The sequence below is a fragment of the Paenibacillus sp. FSL H8-0034 genome, from assembly GCF_038000305.1.
Taxonomy (GTDB): domain Bacteria; phylum Bacillota; class Bacilli; order Paenibacillales; family NBRC-103111; genus Paenibacillus_S.
In genome coordinates this window covers 7860964-7879859 of sequence record NZ_JBBOBS010000001.1, presented here as the reverse complement: position 1 = coordinate 7879859, position 18896 = coordinate 7860964, and the positions used below count along the sequence as shown (strand labels likewise).

Sequence of the window (18896 nt, the reverse complement as noted above, 5' to 3'; positions counted from 1 at the left end):
TTGCTCTATTTACATGCCTCTTGAACGCTTGGACTCCACGGTAAATATGCTTCTAGTAAATCGGGATGCTGACGGAATCCAGCTGCCGGCAGCTGTTTAAACAGATATTCAAAATACTTGTAAGGAAGAAGTCCATTTACTTTCGCCGTCTCGACAATGCTGTATATGGCTGCACTGGACGCTGCTCCCCTTGGACTGCCGCTGAAGAGCCAGTTTTTTCGACCGACAGTGAAGGGGCGAATACTGTTCTCCACTAAATTGTTGGAGATCACACAGTTGCCGTCTAGCAAATAATTCATAAACTCTTGTTTGTGATTGCGGGCGTACTTCAATGCCTCACCTAATTTGGATTTGGGGACGACTTTTCCTCTCGCAGCTTCAACCCATGTCCAAAAAGCATCTAAAACAGGCTTCTCCTGTTCCAGACGTTGCAGTTGTCGTTCCTCGCGGGGTAATTCCTTAAGTGTCTTTTCTATTTCAAATAGCTTATTGCAATACGCTATGCCTTCGCCAGGCAATGTGGTCTCTGGTTGTTTCGTATCTTGCGGCAGCGCATCTACAAACTTCCTTCGCAGATGTGCCCAGCATAAGCATCGAATGACATCCGTTAGCTTTGTGTATCCCGAGTAGGCATCCGCGTGTAAATACCCTTTGAACCCTTTCAGGAAAGCTTGCGGGTATTTTCCACTTCTGCCTGGTTGGTATTCAAAAATTCGGACCGGATACGCGCTATATTGACCACTGCTGTAGATCCACATGTACGAGTCCGTCGTATTTTTGCGTCCCTTTTCCTGCATCACTTGCACGACGGTTTCATCGGCGTGAACATACTTTTCTTGCAAGAGCTGCTGGTGAATGCGGTTGACAAGCGGCGTCAACCAGTCTCGAGCGGCAACGATCAGCCAATTGGCCATTGTCGCACGACTGAGCGTTATGCCCAGTGTCTGCCATTCTTTCTCTTGCCGGTATAACGGAAGGGCATTAAAAAACTTCTGATGCATCACCCATGCAACAGTGGAAGGCGAAGCCATAGAATGCTGGATCACCGGTTCCGGGGTCTTTGCTTTGACCATATGGGGAGTTTCAAGCTTGCGGCAATGGCGCGCACGGTAGCCGGAATAAATTCGATCTCAGTACGGACCCACTCTTCACCGACACGGACAAGTGTATGCTGACAAGCCGCACAACAACGCTCTTGCTCGGTGAGTGCGCAGAGCATCTTCTCGTGCGGAATATCTTTTAACAGTTCGACCCGGTCACCGATATTTCTCTTCCGTTGGTAGCTGGCTACTTGTTTAAGATCTGGCTCCGGTGCACTGCGACTGGTTTCAGTCTCTGCTTCATCGAATAGAGACAATTGTTCTACACCAACAGGAAGAGCAGTTGTCTTCTCCGTGCTTCTGCCATACAGTTTCCGAGTTAGAAATTGAACCGTTTCTTGGAGTCGCTGATTTTCTTTTTCAAGTTGACCAATGCGATTTTCCATTTGTTGAAACTGTTCAGCAGGGCTCATGAAAGGTAGTCCTTTACAATTTTCTGTTAAAATTATTATAGCACAAAAACAGCCAAAAACCCAGTGTTTATGCAGGTTTTGGCTGTTTTTGTGGTTATATAAAAAGGCTCGAAGCAAGCTTTTTTACTGCCTTTGGTTGATCGATAGAAAGACCTTCTAACAACCAACGAAACTCCTGAAAAGTAATGATGCGGACGGCCTCTGGTGTCATGGGCCATTGAAAATTACCGTTTTCTAAACGCTTGTAAAGGAGAACGAACCCATCGCCTTCCCAGTAGAGTGCCTTCATGCGATCACGTCTGCGGCCGCAAAAGAGAAACAGGCTATTCTGAAAAGGGTTTAACTGAAAAGTTTGCTGCACCATAATTGCTAGTCCATCAATAGACTTTCGCATGTCCGTATAACCGCAAGCGATGTACAGTTGGTTAGCCTTGGAGATGTCACCGAACATGATGTAAGACCCTTAGCGTATGCTCAATTAGCGCAGCCGATGCATGATTGCGAATTTCCAGCGTAACTGTACCCACATGAACTAGAATTTCTGCGTTGGAATGCGAGGACTCGGAATAAGTCTGCATGGTCTGGGATGAGGGGAAATCTACGGCTACGATCGGAAGAGGATGAGGTTGGCATGCAGGTAAATCTTCACATGCCGCTTCCCGGACACGTTTGAGCCAGTAATAATAACTCTTCAAGTTCACATGATGCTGGGCACACCATGCAGAAACAGTCTGACCACTACTACGACACTCACGGACGATCTCGATCCACTTGTTCAACCGATATTGTTTTGCAATTGCTACAGTATTCACTACGAACATCCCCTTTAGAGTTTTTCGACTAGAGTCGAAAAACTCTAAAGACTCTAATCTAAAGGGATTATTTCAGATCTAACGGATTGATGCTATCCACCTTCTTATTTGGCGCTTACGTTTTTCGAGCATTTCTTTGCAGACTAATTCGACAAAAAGGCCTCAAATCCTTGCGGGAGTAAGAAGTTTCATTTGTTCAGCAAACCCTATTTAGCAAATGTAATAGGGTTTTTCTAAATATTGGATTATTTAGTTGGTAAATCTACAAGCCTGATGAGTAAAGTATTATCTATAAAGCTAGCTATTTATTTAGGTGAGGTTACCTATGGTTTGTATGTCTTTCATATTATCGGGTTTCATGTGGCAAGCCCTATTTTTTCTAAATTTCATATTACTATTTTCGGCCTTAATTATTTTCTCTATATTCTAGTTTCCTTAATCATTACACTTGGGTTAGCAACAATATCTTATTATTGTTACGAGAGACCATTTATAAAATTAAAGAATAAATTTACTGCAATTCGTAAAGGTATCGATACATCAGCCTAACTGTCTTGATCTCCGCGTTTTCTGTAACATTTATTCTGATTTGAAGGTTCGTGATTATATATACACGGCTTGCTCGTAGTTAGTTAGATTTGCGGTAACTACTCAGGTACTCTACAGTTGAAATGAAAATTGACCGCGAGTGACTTGGATGAGCGATTGGAGTAAATTAAGGTTTTGTTTACGGAGCGTTGAAATAAAGCCGCGAATACGAGCAAACTGCTCAGCGCCTTCTTGGGTGCGGAAAGCACCGGAGATTTTCAGTTTCATTTTGACCATTCGAATGTCGCGCTCGGCTTGGTTGTTGTCGAAAGGGACGCGTGGGTCGTAGAGGAATCGCAAAATCTCGGTTTTGTATAGCGAGAACCGAGCTAATAGATTTTGTGTCTTGGACTTCGCTTTTCGTCCGCGCTTGGCTTCAGTTGGTAAACGAGGCGAGCCTAGATTCTCAGTTTCGCCTTGGAGAAGGATTTCATCATAAGCCTGCTCCATCTGTTGTGGGTCTAACGTGGAGACGCCCCCCAAGTTACGGGCCTGTTTGGCTTCATGGCAGGCTTTTTGGAGCAAGGCTTTTATCATTTCCGCCCAAGCCTGGCCGTCGTAATCGATGCCCCCTTGGCATTCCCGTAACAAATGGGCGCCACAGAGGGCATGCTCAAAGCGATACAGGTCTTTAAAATAGGAGGCCCAGCAATCGTGCACGACGATCCCTTTGTACTGGGGCAGTACGTTCAAGGCATTCATAGCCGCGCTTTTCGTGGATGCCATATAAAGTCCACCTTGCATTCGTTGCTGTATGCATCCATTGCAACTTCCCTTGGACACGCATCCCCGTCTCGTCGGCAGGCAAAACGTTACTCTGGATCAACTGCTCACGAACGATGGCTTCTACAGGAGCGAGCGCTTCGTGCAGGTTGCCCATATGGGCAAGGATCGTCGATTCACTCGGGCTGTGCCCGATGAGGTCACGGAGCAACTGCTGTATGCGTTCGATCAGCAGCAATGGATGGATATTCAAGTACACCATGAAGGCTTTGACTTGTTCGCCGTATTGAGTAGGGGCATCCACACCAGCAGGAAACACACCCTCATGGAGGGTACCGCAATGCGAGCAGCGTTTACATTCTACGCGATGCTCAATAATCTGCATCTGGACAGGAACCAAGTCGAAGACTTGGCGCCGTTCTTCCCGCAACACGGTGCTGTCGTCCAAAGCGATTCGGCAACATATGCACGTCTGTACCGTGTGTCGCTGGATGACACTGGGATGATCCACAAAACGCAAGGTTGTCCCCTCATGACCCGGCTTTCCTCCCTTTTTCCCGCCTGGTATACGTAAGCTTTTGGGTTTGCGGAGCCCATCGCTTGAGGGTGGTTTACTGCTGTTATTGCTATTGCTGCCCAGTTGCCGTTCTAATTCCTTGAAACGGGCTTCGAGTTTGTTATTCCGCTCCTCCAGTTTGTGGATTTGTCACCTTTACTGAGGCTCATCACTTGTTCTTGGCTAACCTTCATCTGCCCCAACTCCCTTTCCGATTCGGTTTCTGTTATTTCTATTTTACCTGTCAAAACATCAATTGGCTACTTATTCCGTTTACTTGAGCCGTCGTACCTGAGTAGTTACGATTTGCGTATGTTGATGCTGTTGCAAGCATGGGTAAAGCGTTTGGTGGCCAGAGGGTTAGTAAGGGGGCCAACAGAAACGAATAATACGTTTAGTCGGTGGAGTTTGTAAAAAAGATTCGTATTATGAGGCTGACCAGCTAAATCTGGGGATCCTCATTTTCAAGTTAAAATTAGCTTTAGCCGTAGAGAACGATAAAATAGGTAGGCAGGCACTAACTGTTCACCAGCTATTACACAGACTATGATTAAGGTGGTAGAGACAGTCAGTTATAGATGAGAAACATCGATTCCATTATATAGTTTAGCAATTGTTGTCTGTATGTGATACAATTTTTGTTGACTTAGCTGTTAGAGAAATAGCATAAAGAAAGGGAAGATTGAATGAGGCTCCTAAAAAAACTCTATTACATGATCACTAATCCTTTTATGAATCAAATCTCAATATTAATACAACAACAATTATCACCCATTCAGGTATCTATAAATAATATTGAAAATAGATTATTAAAACTAGAAAACCAAGTTAAAGATGTTGAATCTCGTTCTATAAAGGAAGTCCGTTCCTTATTGGAAACTCGCTTTCTAGTAGAGTCCCATTCTGTAGTGGAAACTCTCTCTTTAATCGAAATAGCTTCAAAAGAACGTCAAGAAGAAGGGAGCTTGAGAGGTAACAAACTAGACGAGTTATCCAATTCATTTTATAAAATAGAGCAAGTTATTGAGTTAATAATAAAATGTATAGGTGAATTAAGCATAGTTAAAAACAAAATGATATCAACTGAGAAAGCGGATACTTTTGGTCCTTCAATGGAATTGTCTTCAAAAATAGAAGAGTATAGGATGTTTGATTATGTCAGTGTGGAACAATTGGTCGATTATTTTGAATCAGGTTCAAATCTAGTCGTTTTTACACATTGGTCACAAATATATAATGAAATCATACCAAACGCTAAATTTATTAAACCGATGTCTATGGGCAACTTAATTTCAATAAATGCCGAAAAGAAATACGATAATATAATAGCCTGTCATCCCTCAGCATTACTGGAGTATGTAAACCAAACAGATGAGATGTTAATATGTAGCCCGCTGATTTCAACTTATATATTAAATTCCGGTTTAGTTGACTCCTTACTCGAAGTAGTTAGTGAAAGAGTCGTACTCCCTTTTTTTATACAAACTGCACCAGTTTTAGTTAACTGGGAATATGGCTTCAGTGTTGTGGAATATGGTGACGAGGTTTTCCGATGGGTGGATAGTCTGGATAAGAAAGCTTTCATGACAGTATACAATAACACAAACGACTCTATTTCGTTTAGAATGGATTGGAAAAGTTATAGTCTCGGCACAAGTGAAAATCGACTTCAAGTTTTTGGATGTGGACTAAATAAACTGTATAATCTGAATGAGCAAAATGCTTTTTCAGAGATTATCACGATAATTCCAGGTCAAAATGAGCTACATTTTAATTATCTAGGAGATTCAGTGATACCTGCTGAAGGTAGTCGTAATCTTAGCTTTTGTTTAATAGGTTTCTCATTGACTGGGTTAGGCAATAACATTAATTTAAGTGGGGAAGAAATATATCAACAGACAGCTATCCAAAGGGAGTATTTAATTAGCGATGCAAAAATTCGTAATGTATTACATGCGAATGGTTTTTTTGAAGTATCAGGAAAAGCATTTTATAATAAGGGGCATTATGAGGCAGCACTACCAATCAGCAGGTACTTCCATGCCACAAACGATTATTATTATCTTGATGAAGTTGCTGATCCGATTCAAAGTGCATTTGAGGAAGGATTGTCTACATTATTGGTCGTCTATACTGCAGAAAGAAGCGTGAAAAGAGGATTACAAGGATGAATAAGAAAAAAACCTTTCTATTTTTCGGCTTTGGAGAAGGCTCAGAGTATGTACTTAAACCTCTATATGAATATATGGTTAAAAATAAACATTATTGTATTGAGATAGACATGATGAAGACGTTGAAAGCAAAGGAAATTATTAAGAGCCTTAGAGGTAAAGATATTGTATTCATAACATCCGCTCACCTCTTTATGGACCAAAAGAACTTTTCTCCTTATTATCAGGATGGGGAAATAATAAGTGCGCTGGAAGTTATCGAATATCTTAAACCAGTGAAATGTATCTATTATCCGCATGACTTAGTTACACCTGTTCTTCCTCAAGACTTAAAATGGCTTTCTTTATTTGATGTTTTTCTTTCACCGTTACCCAATCTTAGTCATCTCAGAAGATATTCAGATGTTATTGAAGTAGGGTGGATAAAGAAGACAAAGGAGACTTCATCAAGTGACTTTTATGGTGCTCGTGAATTGCGAGTTGCATTTTCAATGTCATCGATTGGTTACTATTTCCGATTGGGTTATGAAAAAACCTACGATGTTTGGGAACCACTTTTCAAGGAGGGGATTGGAATCAAACTTCCTTTTTGGCCCGGCGTGAAGCCTTTTGAAGAGTTTCTCGCGCAAAAAGGTGTTACTATATATCCCTCAAATATGAACATTTTTGATTTAATAGACAATAACGATGTTATTGTAACTAATACAACCACATCTGTCACTATTGAGGCTGCATTAAGTGGAAGAATGGTTTTAAATGTTCTAGATGGTGTTGTAACCGAACGAGAGCAACGTGATTACGCTATGGGTTTACCCAGCGTTAGTACGTGCTCCCTTGAAGATTGTATCACAGCAATTCGGAATGTTAGAAAGGGGCTAAGAAATGTTGATAACTACAAGCAAATATTACGTCCTTTCAATTTTGAACTAGCATCTCAGATTTTGTTAAAATAGTAAACTAAGAGGAGTGCCTTATGGATTGGAAATTCTTGTTTGATTTAGATGGAACGATTACTCAGAAAGAACTACTCCCCGAAATTGCGAAGGAAGTGGGATTATATCAGGAAGTTTATGATTTAACTTACAAAACAATAAATGGTATGATTCCTTTTCATACAAGTTTTAAACAAAGAGTGGAGTTATTTAAAAGCATTAAAATTTCAAAGGTTAGGGAAATCGTAAACGCTATTCCATTGAATCCCCACATTTTGAATTTCATTAGTGAAAATAAAGAAAGGTGCTATATTGTAACTGGAAATTTGGATGTGTGGGTAAATGAGCTTTGTGATCGGATTGGAGTCCCAAGTTATACGTCAACTGCCATGAGTAAAGATGATTATATTATTGGGTTGGAACACATACTTGATAAAGAAACGGTGGCACTGGGTTTTCAACAACCGTTTGTAGCAATTGGAGAAGGAAATAATGATGCTGGTATGGTTAAAAATGCTGCAATAGGAATTGCCTATGGTGGTGTGCATTCACCTGCAGATTCTGTACTTGCTTGTGCTACCCACGCTATATATGATGAGGTGAGATTATGTCAATTCCTAAAACAATTGTTATAAGTTGTGCAGGTGTAGGATCTAGGCTTGGAATGGGAACAACCAAGGCTTTAATAAAAGTCTTGGATAAACCAATTATTGAATGGCAGTTGGAGCTTCTTAAAGATTATAAGGATATACGGATTGTTGTAGGATTTCAGGCGAAACAGGTCATAGAGACGGTTTTGAAAATTCGAAAAGACATCACATTTGTATTTAATCATAATTATTTGAATACTGGAACGGGTGCAAGTTTTTCATTAGGAGCACTCCATTCAAATGGGATTGTAGTTTCCCTAGATGGAGATTTACTTGTTCATCCTGAAGATTTTAATCGATTTTTGTCTACTGACGAAGAATGTCTTGGCTATTGTAATCCATCCACGGAAGAACCCGTTTTTGTAGATCTATTGGATGAAAACGGGAACCAAAGGGTTACATCTTTCTCTCGATCAGAGGGAAAGTTTGAATGGACTGGTCTCTTACAGCTTCGAAGTGAGAATGTAATCCCAACAAAAGGACATGTATTTGAGATGATAATAAACCAATTGCCATTAAAAGGAGTATTTGTTAGGGCAACCGAAATCGACACTCCAAAGGATTACGAATCAGCGATCAGATGGATAAAAGAAAATTATTGAAGGATGGTTGGACTGTGAGCAAAAAACAAGCTGATGAATTTTGGCAATCAAGGACAAATGTTGAGGATGCCAGGAAGGCAACTCATTTCAATAAGGATGATAAGACACTTGAATATGAGGTTACATTGATAAAAAAATATATACCTTATATGGGAAGAGTACTCGATCTAGGATGCGGAACATGTACACTAACAAACTTGCTTATTCCCTTTGCATCGTATATACGGGGGGTGGAAAAGCAGCAAGATTTTCTGCGTTTTTGTAAAATAGGGTCTAACTTGGAGACAGTTGTAGCTGATGTAGCTAATTACAAAGATAACAATCAATATGATGTGATTCTTATCTTTGGAGTACTAAATTACATCTTTGATGATGATGAAGTGAGAAAAATATATGAGAATTGTGCAAAGATGCTTGCTCCCAATGGACATCTTATTGTCAAGCATCAATCAGGAGTAGGCGAGACGGTAGAAATAAATAAGTTCTCAGAAGATATCGGAGCTAATTATTTGGCTATTTATCGTCAGAAAGAAAGAGATGAACAGTTATTGAAGGAGTTTTTCAAAGTAGAAGTTATTGATATCTATCCTCCCGAGATGAATCGATGGACCAATACACACTTTTATGCTTTTGTCGCTAAATTAGGCGTCGAAGGCACGAATGATCTTTCAAAGTAAATAAGGATGAAAATTAGCTAAATCTCAATGCACGTATGACCCTCCTGACAACAAAAGGATGTACTTTACAGAAGCCGTTGCTGTATATGTAACAGCAATAGGCAGTCAGTTTGTGAGTAGACACCATACTGATATAGTCAGCTCATTTATTTTTAATCGTGAGGCCAATTCTTGTTTTTGGTGGTTGCTGTCCATGATTGAACCTCTTATTATCTTCAAAAGCAAGAGCAAATACTTTAAAGCGATAATTGCAATGACCAACAAACTTGCTGTGCGATACTCCAAAACGCCTATTATATCCATAGCGATCCTTTATAAAAGTAATCAATGTTCGTGGCGCTTTCGTAATTCAGGATTAATTACTTCCGAGGAAACCGGCACCATCAGTCACATGCATTATCATACATAAACCTCCATTATCCAAAATTCATCTCCGCATCTTTCAGCAACGGTAGCTTTGCATCTTTATCAGAAAGAATAGGCTGTGATATCGGCCAATCAATTCCTAAGGAAAAGTCATTCCAAGCAATTCCTCGTTCATGCTCAGATGAATAGTACGCATCTACTTTATACAATACCTCCGTATTAGGAACCAGTGTAACAAACCCATGAGCAAATCCCTTTGGGACAAGTAGCTGCCTTTTGTTAGCCGCGCTCAAAATGAATCCCATCCACTGTCCGAAGGCTGGAGAACTTTTGCGAATATCCACAACAACATCATAAATAGCTCCAGCCAATACACGAACCAACTTGGTTTGTGCTTTTGGCGCAAGCTGATAATGAAGCCCTCTCAATACCCCGCTTTCCGTAGACAGCGATTGATTGTCTTGTACAAACGTACAATCTGTAACTATCTCCTTAAACCTTATATCGTTATAGCTCTCCATAAAAAAGCCTCGATTATCTTCAAATACAGCAGGCTCTATAAGAAACACATCTTTCATTTTTGTGTCAATTAGTTTCATGATGCGTCCACCTGTCCCTTTATTTTAAAGAATTCTCATTACTTATCGATAACTAAATTTCATGTCAAATTGTTACATCATCTTCAGTTCACTTAACAGATACTGATTTATTTTTCAGGTCTGTTATTAAGCTCTTGTTTTTATATATGCCAATTACCGTGCAATTGCTAACTGGCCCAAAAAGATTCATTTACAGTATTTTTAAACAAACTTGGATAAGCCACTTCCGCAGTGATAAATGTCACATTACGCCAATCAAAAATAAGGTACAATAACATTATCCAATATCATACAAATGATAAATGTAAATCCATACTAAGGAGGTTTTATTAATGGCTAGAAACGAAATCTTGATCCCTGAGAATCCTGTATCGAGCTTTTTGTTCAGCAGTACCAGAGCGGGGGCGCTATGGCTAATTGTCCGCTTATATGTTGGTTATTCGTGGATTACTTCAGGCTGGGGAAAAGTAACAAGTGAGGCTTGGACGGGCGCTAAAGCAGGTACTGCATTGCAAGGTTTTATAAAAGGAGCATTAGCTAAAGCTGAGGCCGGCAAAGACGTTACAGGCTGGTATGCACAATTTCTCGAGAATGTAGTGCTTCCGAATACGAAGGTATTGGGGTTTGTAGTCGCTTTTGGGGAACTGCTTGTAGGGCTTGGATTGATTTTGGGGCTTTTGACGGGGATAGCCGCCTTTTTTGGCGGAGTGATGAATGTGAGCTTTTTATTTGCAGGAGCTTTAAGCACGAATCCTATCCTCTTTATTTTAGCGACCTGGCTTGTGCTGGCATGGAAGAATGCGGGCTGGTACGGTCTTGACCGCTGGGCATTACCATTTCTCGGAACGCCATGGGGTCGTAAATCATCTGCGGACAGCCTAAAAACAACCCATTTATAGGTGAGCTTCGCAATTGAGCAGTATCTTTAGATCGTTCTGATAAAAAAGTTTGTGTTTTGCAAAATGAGGTCAGCCAGAAATCTCTGGTTGGCCTTTTTGTATTATGCCTGGTTGATAAAGGGCAGAGATGGAACGTGAAGGCTCGGCTCTATTCTAATTCTTTTCAGCAAGCCAAAGTTTCACAGCTCGTCATCCTTGTCTGCATAATCGTCCAAGTCCCCACATAGACATGTTATCAGTTGCTTTTACTTATGTCTGGAGGGGATTGGAATGCGGCGGTTCACGTGGGTGATTGCCTTGGTGGTGTCTTTAAGCTTGGTGCTGGCAGGTTGCGGCAAGAAGGATGCAGGGGCAGTTGTGAAGGATTTGGACGGTGTAATCAATAAGCTGGACAGCTATCAGGGTGTTGGACGGATGGTGCTGAATACGGGGCAGGAGCCGCAGGAGTATCAGGTGGAGGTGTGGTATCAGAACCCGCATTATTACCGGATATCACTGAAGAACGATAAGAAGGATATTACGCAGATCGTGCTGCGCAATGATGATGGAGTGTTTGTGCTAACACCGCATTTGAACAAGAGCTTCCGCTTCCAGAGCGATTGGCCGGAAAATCAGGGGCAGGTGTATTTGTACCAGTCATTGGTGCAAAGCATTATCATGGATAAGGACCGTCAGTTTATAACCGATCCGAACGCGTATGTGTTTGATGTGATGGCCAATTACCAGAACGGCTCGTTGGCGCGGCAAAAGATTTGGTTGGACAAAAAGAATTATTCGCCGAAGCATGTGGAGGTATCGGATGCGAATGCGAATGTGATGGTGATTGTAGATTTTAGCCAATTCGAGTTCGGGAAGAAGTTCGAAAAGGATTCTTTTGATATGCAGCGTAATATGACAAGCTGGAACCTGAAATCACTGCCTACAGCAGCGGCGGCCAATGGTACGAAAGCAGCGAGTACAGGGAACAATGCATCCGCTGGCAGTGGGATCGTAAGCAGCGGGGCGGTGGGAAGTAGTGCCGCGGTTGCAGGTACGTCTGATGGATCAGGAAAAGCAGCAGGAAGTACAACAGGCGCAGCAGGCCAAGGAACTACAGGTGCAGTAAGCCCGGGTGCTTCAAGCACAGCAAGCGGCACAGGGACCCAAGCCAACACTCCTGGGACTAACACGAACGGTACCGTAAGCAGTACTTCGCCAGCAGGCGCAGCAGCCAGCACGAGCACAAGTGCCCCCGCTGGTGCAGCCCAAGCTCAATTTGGAGTGATTGAACCTTTTTATACACCAAGTGGTGTGAAGCGGCAGGATATGAACGAGATTAAGCTGGGTGAAGAAAAGGCGATGATGCTGCGCTACTCAGGAAAATTTAACTATACGCTGGTGGAGTCGCGTCCGCAGGCGCAGACGGTATCGGCGCTGCCCGGAGACATTGTTGATCTTGGCTATACGCTGGCTGTCATTACAGGTGGAGAGAAGAAGATGCTGACATGGACGTACGATGGTGTTGAGTTCCGGCTATCTACGGCAGATCTTCCGATGACCGAGATGATTAAAGTGGCTCAAGCTGTACAGGGTGAGACGGGTAAATAGGAATCGCTTTACCAAGCAACTGCTGGATGCAGCCAATGTTTGCCAAGGGCTCCTTGTCATCATATTGTCATTGACACCCGGTGAAGAACGCATTACCATTAGTTACATTGAATATTTTCGAATAGCTGCAACTTGGGGAGGTTCCTTGATTCAAGGGACTTCTCTTGATTGTTACGGAGAAGGTGGATGTGTATGGATTCGTATTTTCGTCCGACACGGGTGGAGATTTCTTTGGATGCGCTGCGGGCTAATTTGCAGGGATTTCGGCGGGTTTTGCCTGAGCATGTCAATATGATGGTTGTAGTAAAGGCCGATGCCTATGGGCATGGTGCGGTAGAAGTCAGCCGGGAAGCGCTGCGTTGTGGAGCGACGTATATTGCGGTAGCTTTTTTGGATGAAGGATTGGAATTAAGGCAGGCAGGTATTACTGCTCCGATTCTTGTACTCGGCTACACGCCCCCAGAGGGGCTGGAATGGGCCTGGAAGCATGATATTACGGTGAATGTATATAGTCATGAGGTTTTGGATGCATTTGAACGCCTGGAGCCCAGAGAGAAGCCGCTATCTATTCATATTAAAGTAGATTCGGGCATGAACCGATTGGGTTTGGTTACTGAACATGAGGCGGTTGAGCTGATCGAACGAGCATTACGTATCCCGGGTTTGTTGGTGGAGGGGATTTTTACCCACTTTGCCTCTGCGGATGATGCGAATAAAACCTATACGATGGAGCAGTATCGCCGGTTTGATCGTATAGTAAAAGGTTTTCGTGAGCGTGGTATTGAGTTTACCTATGTTCATGCGAGTAACAGCGCTGCAGCGATTGATTGTCCGGATGTATCTTATAATATGGTAAGACTCGGGATTGCTATGTACGGTTTATATCCTTCCGAGGAGGTAAACCATCAGATTATTGATTTGGAGCCTGTACTCAGCATTAAAACGGGCGTAGTGATGGTCAAAAGCCTACCTCACGATTCAGGAGTCAGCTATGGTACGATTTACCGGACACAAGGCGAGGAAACGATAGCAACGCTTCCGATCGGGTATGCGGATGGGTTCTCGAGGATGCTGACGGGTAAGGCCGAGGCTTTGGTTAGAGGTAAGCGGGTGCCGATTGTCGGCAGAATATGTATGGATCAATGTATGGTAAATGTGACCGGGATGGATAATATTCTTAATGAAGAAGAAGTTGTGATTATTGGTAAGCAGGGTGATCAACGGATTACAGCGGAAGAGCATGCCGATTGGCTGGGTACCATTAATTATGAGATCACCTGTATGATTTCACATCGGGTACCCCGTGTCTACATTCGTGATGGAGCTGTGGTTTCTACGGTTAATCCTTTGATGCGCTAAGGCTAGAGCGAATGGTTACGTAAATGTGGGTATCTTTTCCTATGATTTTTTTGTAGCTGCGGGAAAGGATTTTGTCGATGTATCGCGAATATGTATAAACACATACTTCTGGGAATGCTGCTTACACATTTTTTGGAGTTATAGCGGTATAACATATTAGCTATACGAAGCGCATATACTGATTTGAATAAATTGTCTGTATATTCGCCATAATGGTACTAATGTTTGTATGTTTTTGGGGGTGTATGCTTGGTGTCCAATGCGCATAACACGAAACGCATCATGATTAGCTTGCCTGACTATCTGCTTCAGGAAGTGGATGGGATCGTGGAGAAGGAAAACTCCAATCGAAGCGAATTTATTCGGCAGGCGATGAAGCTGTATTTGGTGGAACGGAAAAAACGTCACCTGAGGGAATCGATGCAGCGCGGTTACATGGAGATGGCAAAGATCAATTTAAACATGGCTTCGGAAGCGTTTCAGGCGGAGGAAGAAGCGGATAACACACTTGACCGTTTAGTAAGCGGGGTGTAACTATTGATTGTTAAACGTGGAGATGTATTTTTTGCAGATCTATCTCCGGTCGTAGGATCGGAGCAAGGCGGTATTCGACCTGTGCTGATTATTCAGAACGATATCGGTAACCGTTTTAGTCCTACTGTGATTGTGGCGGCGATTACTGCCCAGATTCAAAAGGCAAAGCTGCCTACGCATGTAGAGATTGAAGCGGAAGCCCATGGCTTTGACAGGGATTCTGTTATTTTATTGGAGCAAATTCGTACGATTGATAAGCAGCGTCTTACAGATAAAATCACACATCTGGATGAAGAGACGATGCGTAAGGTGGACGATTCACTGCAAATTAGCGTGGGACTAATTGAGTTTTGATGCATGCAGGGATGATGACGAGGGGTCCGCTTGGTGGACTCCTCGTTTTTTTATAATATCAGAATTTATAAGTTTTCAGCGGAGCTGAACATTCTGATATTGCAAGAAAAGCTACATTTAAAACACGGATGTATCTTCGTCGAATAGGCTTCGATCAGAAGCTTTTCTTATTTAGCTGAGGAGGCAAGGAATTGATGGCAAAGGAAGAATTGCTGCAAATGGAAGAAGGCAAGACGAATATAGAGCTGGATAGTGCGATGAAAGCTGCGATACTCGAGCGTATCCAGAAGCAGATTGCAGTCGAGCTGCAGCTGCCTGAGGGTAAGGTGCGCACGACGGTAGGTTTGTTGGATGAAGGGAATACGATTCCTTTTATCGCCCGTTACCGTAAAGAGATGACAGGCGAGCTGGATGAGAATCAGCTGCGGGATATTGAAGAGCGGTTGGCTTATCTGCGTAATCTGGAAGCGCGCAAGCTTGAGGTTATCCGGCTTATTGATGAGCAGAACAAGCTGACAGATGAATTGAAGGTATCGATCGAAAAGTCGGTCAAGCTGCAGGAGCTTGAGGATCTGTACCGGCCGTATCGTCAGAAGCGGAAAACAAGAGCCAGTGTCGCCAAAGAAAAAGGCCTGGAGCCTCTTGCCGGGTGGATTTTGTCCCAGCCACGTCAGGGTGATCTGCTGGTGGAAGCAGGCAAATATGTGAACGAAGAGAAAAACGTCAAGACAGCCGACGAAGCGATTCAAGGTGCCAAGGACATTATTGCCGAGCAAATCGCAGACGATGCCAAGGTGCGCGCCTGGGTGCGAAGGTTTACTTTTGACCAAGGCATTGTACATACGGAAGCGAAGGATGCGGCTGTAGAATCCGTGTACGAGATGTATTATAGCTACCAGGAGCCGGTTCGTAAGCTGCCACCCCATCGGATTTTGGCGATTAATCGCGGTGAACGTGAGGATGTGCTGCGAGTGGCGCTAGAGGTGCCCTCAGATCGAATTCATGACTATATGAACAAACAGCTCATTAAAGGGCCTTCGGTTGTCAGAGATACACTGAATGCGGTTGTGGAGGATGCTTACAAACGGCTGCTGGCCCCATCTGTTGATCGGGAAGTGCGTAATGAAATGACCGAAAAGGCGGAGGAGCAGGCGATCGAGGTATTTGCCGAGAATTTGCGTAATTTGCTGCTGCAGGCTCCGGTTAAAGGCAAGGTAGTGCTTGGTGTTGACCCGGCATTCCGGACAGGCTGTAAGCTCGCTGTGGTTGATGATACAGGCAAAATGCTGGAGATTGCGGTTACCTATCCAACACCACCGAATAACAAAATAACGGAGGCCAAGGCGAAGTTTCATAAGCTGATTGAAGCCTACAGTGTCGAGCTGATTGTTATTGGCAACGGTACGGCTTCACGGGAGACGGAGCAGTTCGTAGCTGAATTGATTGCCGAGATCAAAAACCGCAGCTTGCAATATTTAATCGTCAATGAGGCAGGAGCGAGTGTGTATTCGGCCTCCAAGCTGGCCCAAGGTGAATTTCCGGACCTGGACGTGGCTGAGCGCAGCGCAATCTCCATAGCAAGACGGATCCAGGACCCGCTCGCGGAGCTTGTGAAAATCGAACCGAAGGCAATCGGTGTTGGGCAATACCAGCATGATGTGACGCAAAAAAGATTGGATGAAAGTCTCACCTTTGTCGTGGAATCGGCAGTAAACCATGTCGGGGTAGATGTGAATACGGCTTCACCATCGTTATTGTCTTATGTCTCCGGTATTAACAGCACATTGGCGAAGAACATTGTCAAATACCGTGAGGATAACGGCAAATTCACCAACCGCTCGCAGCTGCAAAAGGTACCGCGTCTTGGTGCGAAGGCCTATGAGCAGTGTGCCGGCTTTATGCGCATTAGCGAGGGCAAAAATCCGCTGGACAACACACCTATTCATCCCGAATCCTACGATGCGGTGGATAAGCTGTTCCGTGAATTGAAGCTGGAGCTGAAGGAAGTGGGCTCTCAGAAGCTGAAGGAGCTGCTGCAGGCGGTGGAGCCGGTGGAGCTGGCTACCAAGCTTGGAGTCGGTGTGCCGACGCTGCGTGATATTTTGGACAGCTTGCAGCGCCCGGGTCGTGATCCACGGGATGAGCTGCCGGCGCCGATTTTTCGGACGGATGTACTGAAGATTGAGGATTTGACTGCGGGGATGGAGCTGCAGGGTACGGTTCGCAATGTAATCGATTTTGGCGCTTTTGTCGATATCGGGATCAAAAACGATGGGCTGGTCCATATTTCACAGCTGAGCAATACGTTCGTTAAGCATCCGAAGGATGTCGTATCTGTTGGCGATACCGTCACCGTGTGGGTACTGAGTGTCGACTTGAAAAAAGGGCGGGTAAGCCTGACGATGAAAGATCCTTCCTGATTTTTTGAACAATACCAATAAATTGAAATAGAGCATAGCCCGGTGAGTGAAGACTCGCTGGTCTGTGCTCTAACTGTTTTGAGGTGCTGTGGATGTGGCTACAGCTGGGATGTAGACGATTCCTCAACGCGTGTACGGTAAAAATACCAGCAATCGTTCAACAGACGGATTTGTCTGCGGTTTTTGTTGTAATAGGCTCTCATTAATTGATTGCACAGCCATTGTGGCAAAAGAACCAGCCCCCTTCCCGACCTGCCCTGATCAAGTTAAAAAGGTGTCTACGCAGCCTTCAACTTTTTCTCGATGGTTTAGGATATGGCAGGGTGGGCGTGTGGGTGCAGGTCCTAATTAGTCAGTTCTTCTTCATCCTCGTACCACTGCTCAAGCTGGGCCTGCAGGGCGCGGATTTCGGTCAATAAGGAGACGAGCGGATAAGCGTGCTCGTTAATCGCGGCAAACGTTTGCTCAAGCTGGTTGATATATGCCAATCCATGATGAAGCGTGTAGCCCGTGCTTACCAAGTCCAGGGCATCACATTCGGCAATCACCTTGGGTAAGGAAGGTATGTTCGAAGCGGTCAGCTTTTCCAATTCCTTATGCAAACGCAAATGCAAAGCGGTCAGCTGGTACGCATGTGTTGCAGGCATTTCGACAAATTCAATATGATCATTGTACTGAAGAATAGTGTATCTCATTGTGGACATAGTCGGTTAGGACTCCTCTCGTGCTTGTGGTTCGGTTATTTGCTGCGAAAATAGGAAAATGCGTTTACCTACTTGACAGTGTAGCCTATGCTGCGGTTACAATTCAAGTGAGAATATGAAAAGAAAAGCGGATGCTGTGAAAGAAGGGAAGTCATGGAGGACGAGCAACTGCAGCAATGGGTGGAGCGAATTTCGCTGGCGTTCTTTGGGCGTCCTTTTTTGCATAAGGCTACCTTCAATGGAAGATTAACCTCGACAGGTGGACGGTATTTCACCAAATCTCACCATATCGAAATCAGTCGGCGGCAGCTCGAACAGTTTGGTGCGGACGATGTCGAAAAGATCATTAAACACGAGCTGTGTCATTACCATTTGCATATTTTGGGGCGTGGCTACCAGCATCGGGATGAGGAATTCAAAACCTTGCTGCAAGAGGTCGGGGGAACGCGATTTTGCCGCTCCTTACCTACGGTTAAGCGTAAGGAGCCTTATCGCTATAAATTGGTTTGTACAAGCTGTCGGACTGAATATATACGTAAAAGAAAGCTGGATCCGAAGAAATATGCTTGCGGAAATTGCAGCGGGAAATTGAAGCTGATCAAGCTTGACTTGCAGCAGCATTCGTGATAAATTAACAATTGTTGTTCCCTGATAGCTCAGTTGGTAGAGCACTCGACTGTTAATCGAGTTGTCACAGGTTCGAGTCCTGTTCGGGGAGCCATTTCTTTAAGGAGAGATACCCAAGTGGCTATAAGGGGACCCTCTGCTAAGGGGTTAGACTGCGTAAGTGGTGCGAGGGTTCGAATCCCTCTCTCTCCGTAAAATAGCAAGCAATAAAACCGCCGTGTAT

At 43.8% G+C, this 18896-nt stretch carries 17 protein-coding genes, 2 tRNA genes and 2 pseudogenes; 14 read left to right on the top strand and 7 right to left on the bottom strand.

Annotated elements, in window-relative coordinates; genetic code table 11:
• Positions 1–5: 5 nt before the first annotated feature.
• The 4 genes and pseudogenes from tnpC (NST47_RS35175) to tnpC (NST47_RS35165) all read right to left on the bottom strand — a co-directional run bounded on the left by tnpC (NST47_RS35175) (position 6) and on the right by tnpC (NST47_RS35165) (position 4276).
• Positions 6–1513, bottom strand: a pseudogene (gene tnpC, locus NST47_RS35175) (IS66 family transposase).
• A gap of 94 nt (positions 1514–1607) precedes the next feature.
• Positions 1608–1964: an IS66 family insertion sequence element accessory protein TnpB gene (tnpB, locus tag NST47_RS35170; RefSeq protein ID WP_341159265.1), complete on the bottom strand. Its 357-nt coding sequence runs from the start codon at positions 1962–1964 to the stop codon at positions 1608–1610.
• Positions 1954–2334 (bottom strand): IS66 family insertion sequence element accessory protein TnpA, encoded by a 381-nt coding sequence (gene tnpA / locus NST47_RS37255; protein ID WP_445667430.1) that lies wholly within the window; start codon positions 2332–2334, stop codon positions 1954–1956. Before tnpA ends, tnpB begins: the two co-directional genes overlap by 11 nt.
• A gap of 651 nt (positions 2335–2985) precedes the next feature.
• A pseudogene (tnpC, locus tag NST47_RS35165) lies at positions 2986–4276 on the bottom strand (IS66 family transposase).
• Positions 4277–4905: 629 nt separating this feature from the next.
• Here tnpC (NST47_RS35165) and NST47_RS35160 point away from each other — a divergent pair.
• Genes NST47_RS35160 through NST47_RS35140 form a run of 5 tightly spaced genes read left to right on the top strand, consistent with a single transcriptional unit; the run spans position 4906 to position 9224 of the window.
• Entirely contained in the window at positions 4906–6363 is a 1458-nt protein-coding gene (locus tag NST47_RS35160) for a hypothetical protein (protein WP_341159264.1), read from the top strand.
• The gene (locus tag NST47_RS35155) at positions 6360–7316 is read left to right on the top strand and encodes a hypothetical protein (protein WP_341159263.1); all 957 of its coding nucleotides are present in this window, start codon (positions 6360–6362) and stop codon (positions 7314–7316) included. The genes NST47_RS35160 and NST47_RS35155 overlap by 4 nt, the downstream gene beginning before the upstream one ends.
• A 20-nt stretch (positions 7317–7336) precedes the next feature.
• Positions 7337–7930, top strand: a complete 594-nt coding sequence (locus tag NST47_RS35150; RefSeq protein ID WP_341159262.1) for an HAD-IB family phosphatase — start codon at positions 7337–7339, stop codon at positions 7928–7930.
• Complete coding sequence (locus NST47_RS35145; protein WP_341159261.1) at positions 7903–8547, top strand: NTP transferase domain-containing protein; 645 nt, start codon at positions 7903–7905, stop codon at positions 8545–8547. Before NST47_RS35150 ends, NST47_RS35145 begins: the two co-directional genes overlap by 28 nt.
• A gap of 14 nt (positions 8548–8561) precedes the next feature.
• Positions 8562–9224 (top strand): class I SAM-dependent methyltransferase, encoded by a 663-nt coding sequence (locus NST47_RS35140; protein WP_341159260.1) that lies wholly within the window; start codon positions 8562–8564, stop codon positions 9222–9224.
• Between the two features lie 416 nt (positions 9225–9640).
• On the opposite strand, the gene rfbC is transcribed toward NST47_RS35140, so the two are convergent.
• Positions 9641–10189, bottom strand: coding sequence for a dTDP-4-dehydrorhamnose 3,5-epimerase (rfbC, locus tag NST47_RS35135; RefSeq protein ID WP_341159259.1), 549 nt, complete (start codon positions 10187–10189; stop codon positions 9641–9643).
• A 332-nt stretch (positions 10190–10521) separates the two neighbouring features.
• Between rfbC and NST47_RS35130 the strand changes: the two genes are divergently transcribed.
• The 6 genes from NST47_RS35130 (at position 10522) to NST47_RS35105 (ending at position 17342) form a co-directional block, all read left to right on the top strand.
• A complete protein-coding gene (locus NST47_RS35130) occupies positions 10522–11088 on the top strand; it encodes a DoxX family membrane protein (RefSeq protein ID WP_341159258.1) in 567 nt (188 codons plus the stop codon).
• A gap of 270 nt (positions 11089–11358) precedes the next feature.
• Complete coding sequence (locus NST47_RS35125) at positions 11359–12675, top strand: outer membrane lipoprotein carrier protein LolA (protein ID WP_341159257.1); 1317 nt, start codon at positions 11359–11361, stop codon at positions 12673–12675.
• 192 nt (positions 12676–12867) lie between these two features.
• Positions 12868–14034 carry an alanine racemase gene (gene alr / locus NST47_RS35120; RefSeq protein WP_341159256.1) on the top strand — a complete coding sequence of 389 codons (1167 nt, stop codon included), beginning with the start codon at positions 12868–12870 and terminating at the stop codon, positions 14032–14034.
• A gap of 252 nt (positions 14035–14286) precedes the next feature.
• Positions 14287–14568 (top strand): CopG family ribbon-helix-helix protein, encoded by a 282-nt coding sequence (locus NST47_RS35115; protein ID WP_076235529.1) that lies wholly within the window; start codon positions 14287–14289, stop codon positions 14566–14568.
• 3 nt (positions 14569–14571) lie between these two features.
• Positions 14572–14922: a type II toxin-antitoxin system PemK/MazF family toxin gene (locus NST47_RS35110; RefSeq protein WP_076235415.1), complete on the top strand. Its 351-nt coding sequence runs from the start codon at positions 14572–14574 to the stop codon at positions 14920–14922.
• 218 nt (positions 14923–15140) lie between these two features.
• Positions 15141–17342 (top strand): Tex family protein, encoded by a 2202-nt coding sequence (locus NST47_RS35105; RefSeq protein WP_341159819.1) that lies wholly within the window; start codon positions 15141–15143, stop codon positions 17340–17342.
• 98 nt (positions 17343–17440) lie between these two features.
• Here the strand turns inward: NST47_RS35105 and cmpA are convergent, their stop codons facing one another.
• Positions 17441–17572: a cortex morphogenetic protein CmpA gene (cmpA, locus tag NST47_RS35100; RefSeq protein WP_144026582.1), complete on the bottom strand. Its 132-nt coding sequence runs from the start codon at positions 17570–17572 to the stop codon at positions 17441–17443.
• A 114-nt stretch (positions 17573–17686) separates the two neighbouring features.
• Positions 17687–18046, bottom strand: a complete 360-nt coding sequence (locus tag NST47_RS35095) for a hydrolase/acyltransferase (RefSeq protein ID WP_341159255.1) — start codon at positions 18044–18046, stop codon at positions 17687–17689.
• A 153-nt stretch (positions 18047–18199) separates the two neighbouring features.
• Between NST47_RS35095 and NST47_RS35090 the strand changes: the two genes are divergently transcribed.
• From NST47_RS35090 to NST47_RS35080, 3 genes are all read left to right on the top strand, one after another.
• The gene (locus tag NST47_RS35090) at positions 18200–18673 is read left to right on the top strand and encodes a SprT family protein (RefSeq protein WP_341159254.1); all 474 of its coding nucleotides are present in this window, start codon (positions 18200–18202) and stop codon (positions 18671–18673) included.
• A gap of 18 nt (positions 18674–18691) precedes the next feature.
• Positions 18692–18767 (top strand) — tRNA-Asn (locus NST47_RS35085).
• Positions 18768–18776: 9 nt separating this feature from the next.
• A tRNA-Ser gene (locus NST47_RS35080) sits at positions 18777–18865 on the top strand.
• The last annotated feature ends 31 nt before the right edge of the window (positions 18866–18896 follow it).

Bases quoted from the DNA above. Each gene is read 5' to 3' on its own strand.
- tnpB (WP_341159265.1), bottom strand. From the start codon at position 1,964: ATGTTCGGTGACATCTCCAAGGCTAACCAACTGTACATCGCTTGCGGT.
- NST47_RS35105 (WP_341159819.1), top strand. From the start codon at position 15,141: ATGGAAGAAGGCAAGACGAATATAGAGCTGGATAGTGCGATGAAAGCT.
- NST47_RS35160 (WP_341159264.1), top strand. From the start codon at position 4,906: ATGATCACTAATCCTTTTATGAATCAAATCTCAATATTAATACAACAA.
- tnpA (WP_445667430.1), bottom strand. From the start codon at position 2,334: ATGTTCGTAGTGAATACTGTAGCAATTGCAAAACAATATCGGTTGAAC.
- NST47_RS35090 (WP_341159254.1), top strand. From the start codon at position 18,200: ATGGAGGACGAGCAACTGCAGCAATGGGTGGAGCGAATTTCGCTGGCG.
- NST47_RS35130 (WP_341159258.1), top strand. From the start codon at position 10,522: ATGGCTAGAAACGAAATCTTGATCCCTGAGAATCCTGTATCGAGCTTT.
- alr (WP_341159256.1), top strand. From the start codon at position 12,868: ATGGATTCGTATTTTCGTCCGACACGGGTGGAGATTTCTTTGGATGCG.
- rfbC (WP_341159259.1), bottom strand. From the start codon at position 10,189: ATGAAACTAATTGACACAAAAATGAAAGATGTGTTTCTTATAGAGCCT.
- NST47_RS35125 (WP_341159257.1), top strand. From the start codon at position 11,359: ATGCGGCGGTTCACGTGGGTGATTGCCTTGGTGGTGTCTTTAAGCTTG.
- NST47_RS35145 (WP_341159261.1), top strand. From the start codon at position 7,903: ATGTCAATTCCTAAAACAATTGTTATAAGTTGTGCAGGTGTAGGATCT.
- NST47_RS35095 (WP_341159255.1), bottom strand. From the start codon at position 18,046: ATGTCCACAATGAGATACACTATTCTTCAGTACAATGATCATATTGAA.
- NST47_RS35150 (WP_341159262.1), top strand. From the start codon at position 7,337: ATGGATTGGAAATTCTTGTTTGATTTAGATGGAACGATTACTCAGAAA.
- NST47_RS35155 (WP_341159263.1), top strand. From the start codon at position 6,360: ATGAATAAGAAAAAAACCTTTCTATTTTTCGGCTTTGGAGAAGGCTCA.